Raw genomic sequence first — 3,988 nt, forward strand, 5'->3', positions numbered from 1 at the left:
CCACCACGATGCCGAACTCGTCGGCGATCGCCCGCACTCCCGAGGCCCACGGCCCGTCGAGTGGCTCGGCGACCGGCTTCAACGGCACCCCGAACCGGCACATGGTCGCCTCCGGGAACAGCACCAGGCGCGCACCCGCTTCGGCTGCGCGCCTGGTGTGCTCCTCGACAAGGCCGAGGTTGGCCCTCGGGTCGGTGCCGGTCTGGATCTGCGCAAGGGCAAGCCGCATGCCGTCCAGCCTATGCCTCGGTTCGCCGTGTCAGTCCGAATACGGGCCCCAGGCGTGACGGCCCGGTGCGGCCGCCTTCTTGCCGAGTTTGCCCGACCGGACCTGGCTGGCCAGGCTATCCAGGATCACCCGCGAGCTCAGCAGGGCGGTCTGCTCGGCCCAGTCATACGGCGGTGAGCATTCCACCACCTCGATGCCTGCCAGGCCAGGCTCGGAGACCATCCGCACCAGGTTCAGCGCCTCGCGTGGGAGGAGGCCGCCGGGCTCCGGCCAGCCGGTGCCTGGCACGAAGCCGGCGTCGATGACGTCGATGTCGAAGGACAGGTAGACCGCCTTGGCGTCCTTCCACGCGAGCTCGAGGGCCATCTCCGCCACTTTTTCTATGCCGACGCGTTCCACGTCGCCGACGGTGATGACCGTCGAGCCGCGCTCGCGGCCCACCTTCACCCCGGCCCGGGGCGCCTGCCAGCCGCCGATGCCGATCTGCACCAGGTTGGTGGCGGGCGCGTTCTTGATGTTGGTGGCGTGGAACCAGGGCGTGGTGTGCATCCGCTCGTCGAGGTCGGTCTCCTGGGTGTCGACGTGGCGGTCGAAGTGGATGATCCCGACGTTGCCGTCCAGGTAGGGCGCCATCCCGCGGATGGTGGGGAAGCCGATCGAGTGGTCGCCGCCGAGAATCACCGGCATGACGCCCTTTTGGACGACGTGCGCCATGGCCTGGCTGATCTGGTCGAACGACTTCTCCAGATTGCCGGGGATGGTGAACACGTCGCCGATGTCGATCATGTTGAGCTGCTCGCGCAGATCGACGCCCATCTCGTAGTTGTAGGTGCCGAACAGATTGGTCGAGCGGCGGATGCCCTGCGGCCCGAACCGGGTGCCGGGCCGGTAGGTGGCGCCCGAGTCGAACGGCACGCCGAAGATGGCGACCTCGGCGTCGTCGATCTTGTTGACGTCCTCGACGTACGGGCACTTGAGGAACGTGCCGCGTTCGCCAGCGAAGTGCGGAAGCTCGGTGCGGACGAACGTCGAGATGCGGCGGTCGTTGATGGTGGGCGCGGCCTCGAGCCCGAACTCCAGGCCGCGCGAGATCTCTTCGAGCTCGCGCCGATTGGAGAGTTCGGCCTCGGCCTGCTGGGCCCAGGCGCCTTCCCTGTTCACCGGATCGTTGGTCGGCTCCGACGATTCTTCTTGGGACGCTTCATCTTTCGCGGACATGGTGGACTCCTTCACCGCGTCGTCTTGTCGCAGACCGGGTACGACGCGCCTCGTCCGGGGAGCCCGTCGGGGGTGGGACTCGGCTCCTGAACCCATTCTTGGCACGCCGACGCACAACCCGCCACCCGAACCCGCAACAAATCCTTAACGCGCGGTGCAAGCGCCCGTAATCAACCGGAGGTCCCCTTGGCACGACTCACGTTCACGCGTGAGGCGCGCCTAGGGTTCCGCCGCAGCCGCGGGTCTGGACCGAGAGACGCAGGCGACCGGGCAGCGACGCCGGTCGTTCCACGGCGGGACAAAAACCCGGGAGACTCCGCTCGCGTCTTTGGAGGCTCACGTGATTCTTCTCGGGGTAGGTATCAGCATCGCCGTCGTCGTGTTCGTCGGATTCCTGGTGTCGCGGCGAGTTGCCGGCGACAGCGCGAACTTCCTGGTCGGTGGGCGCATGCTGCCGCTGTACCTGGTCGGCGGGGCGCTGATGGGTTCGGCCGTCGACACCAACGCCACGCTCGGCAACACCGATCTGGCCGCCGAATTCGGCTTCTGGGCGGGCGCCTGCCTTCCCCTCGGCCTCGCGCTGTGCCTGCTGATCACCGGCATCTTCTTCGCGAAGCCGATGAACCGGATGGGGCTGACGTCGTTCCCCGACTACTACCGGCTGCGGTTCGGCCGTCAGGTCGAGATCGCCGCGTCGATCATGCTGGTCATCGGATTCTGCATCCTGGTGGCAGGCAACCTGGTGGCGGGCGGCTTCCTGTTCAACTACTTCCTTGGCATCCCGTACTGGCTCGGGGCGGTCATCATCGCGTTGCTTGCGGTGGCCTACACGGGCACCGGCGGGCTGCTCGCCGACGCCTACACGGCGATCATCCAGATGACGCTGGTGCTGGTCGGAGCGATCGGCCTGCTGATCTGGATGGCCACCACGCACGGCCTCGCGATCCCGGAGGGCATGGGGCCGTTGGCTCTGGGCCAGATGACCGACAGCGCGCAGGGCGCGACCATCAACTGGGCGACGCTCGTCGCGCTCGGCATCGGAGACATCGTCGCCATCGACTTCATGCAGCGCGTCTTCGCGGCGAAGTCACCCGAGACGGCGCGCCGGGCCTGCTTCGGCGCGTCCGCCGGCGTGGTGGCGATCTGCGTGCCGTTCGGGCTGGTGGTGCTCGCCGCCAAGGCGTTCCTCCCCGAGGAGCTCGACGGCCCCATCCTGTTCGTGCTGCTCGACCAGTACGCCCCGCTGGCGCTGACGGTCATCGTGCTGTGCGGCCTGGTCGGCGCGTCCATGAGCACGGCCAACGGCGCGATCCTCGCCATCTCCAACGTGTGCGTCCGCAACCTCGGCGGGGTGCGTCGCGTCCACCTCCCCGGCCAGGCCGACCCGCTGCTTCGCGCGACCCGCATTGCGATGGTCCCGACGACGCTGCTGGCGATCGTGATCGCGATCTACGTCAAGCAGACCGGCATCCTTCTGACGCTGGCCTTCGACCTGCTGTTGGCCTGCCTGGTGGTGCCCTTCATCGCCGGGCTGGTGTGGCGCAGGGGCACGTCCACCGCGGCGCTGGTGTCGATCGTGGCCGGGTTGGCGGTGCGCCTGGTGCTGTTCGTGATGACGCCGACGATGTACGGGCTCGACAACACGATCCTCTACATCCCGAACGGCGTGTTCGATGCCACGTTCGACGGGTGGCCGACGTTCATCGCGTTCGCGGTGTCGATCGTGACCTACGTGGTGGTGGCCATGCTGACTCCGGCCGCGCCGATCCGTGGGCTCGACATCCGGATGGCCGAGGACGTCGACGACGCGCTCGACGACGCCCCCGGCGCGGTGGGGGAGCCGGCCGCCAGCCGCGCGTAGGGGTCTTGCGCACCACTCATCGGTTGGGCGCGACGACGGCCCACGGCACCGAGAGCACCCCGTCGCGCAGCCGTCGCCGCGGCGGCTCGACGGGGTAGCCGTCGCGGGCCAGCGCCTCCAGCATCGCGCGCCACCGCACGCGCGGGCCGAAGACGCCGTGTCCGGCAGCGCTGGCCCAGGCCCGGTCGGCCGCGGTCAGCAGATCACCGATGGGCTGGCCAGGCACGTTGTGGTGGATCAGGATCTTCGGCAGCCGTTCGGCAAGATCCGACGGCTTCTCGATCGCGAACGGATCGCAGGCCAACGTCAGACTGACCGGGCCTGCCGCGTCGAGAAGCACCCAGCAGCACCGCCTGCCGAGCTCGTCGCAGGTGCCGTCGACGATCAGCCCGCCCGGCGCCAGGGTGGCGAGCATCGTCGCCCACGCCTGCGGAACGGCGTCGGCCGGATACTGCCGCAGCACGTTGAACGCCCGGACCAACACCGGTTGCAGGCCGGCCAACTCGAAACCGCCGAGCCGGAACGTGACGCCGTCGCGGTCGGGCACCACCCGTTGCGGGTCGATCTCGAGGCCGACGACCCGGACATCGGCGCGTACCCCGCGCAGTCGCGCCGCCAACTCCAGCGTGGTGACGGGCAGGGCGCCGTAGCCCAGGTCGACGACCAACGGATCGGCCGCC

Annotated in this window: 4 protein-coding genes and 2 riboswitches; of the genes, 1 reads left to right on the forward strand and 3 read right to left on the reverse strand. The window is 69.0% G+C overall.

What is annotated here, in order from left to right:
- Together ABW137_RS36275 and ABW137_RS36280 are read right to left on the reverse strand one after the other, a co-directional pair.
- On the reverse strand, nucleotides 1-229 hold a 229-nt coding region (locus tag ABW137_RS36275), incomplete at its 3' end, for a nitrilase-related carbon-nitrogen hydrolase (RefSeq protein ID WP_526407880.1).
- Between the two features lie 30 nt (nucleotides 230-259).
- A complete protein-coding gene (locus ABW137_RS36280) occupies nucleotides 260-1,447 on the reverse strand; it encodes an agmatinase family protein (RefSeq protein WP_526407882.1) in 1,188 nt (395 codons plus the stop codon).
- Between the two features lie 13 nt (nucleotides 1,448-1,460).
- A riboswitch (guanidine-III (ykkC-III) riboswitch) is annotated at nucleotides 1,461-1,526 on the reverse strand.
- Nucleotides 1,527-1,655: 129 nt separating this feature from the next.
- A riboswitch (guanidine-I (ykkC/yxkD leader) is annotated at nucleotides 1,656-1,762 on the forward strand.
- 25 nt (nucleotides 1,763-1,787) lie between these two features.
- Between ABW137_RS36280 and ABW137_RS36285 the strand changes: the two genes are divergently transcribed.
- Complete coding sequence (locus tag ABW137_RS36285; RefSeq protein ID WP_526407884.1) at nucleotides 1,788-3,308, forward strand: high affinity choline transporter 1; 1,521 nt, start codon at nucleotides 1,788-1,790, stop codon at nucleotides 3,306-3,308.
- Nucleotides 3,309-3,324: 16 nt separating this feature from the next.
- Here the strand turns inward: ABW137_RS36285 and ABW137_RS36290 are convergent.
- A partial coding sequence (locus ABW137_RS36290; RefSeq protein WP_526407886.1) for a class I SAM-dependent methyltransferase occupies nucleotides 3,325-3,988 on the reverse strand: 664 nt, incomplete at its 5' end.

The organism is Mycobacterium sp. (assembly GCF_040509115.1).
Classification (GTDB): Bacteria; Actinomycetota; Actinomycetes; order Mycobacteriales; family Mycobacteriaceae; genus Mycobacterium.

What these genes read in the sequence shown, in the direction of transcription:
- ABW137_RS36280 (WP_526407882.1), bottom strand. Translation starts at nt 1,447, where the DNA reads ATGTCCGCGAAAGATGAAGCGTCCCAAGAAGAATCGTCGGAGCCGACC.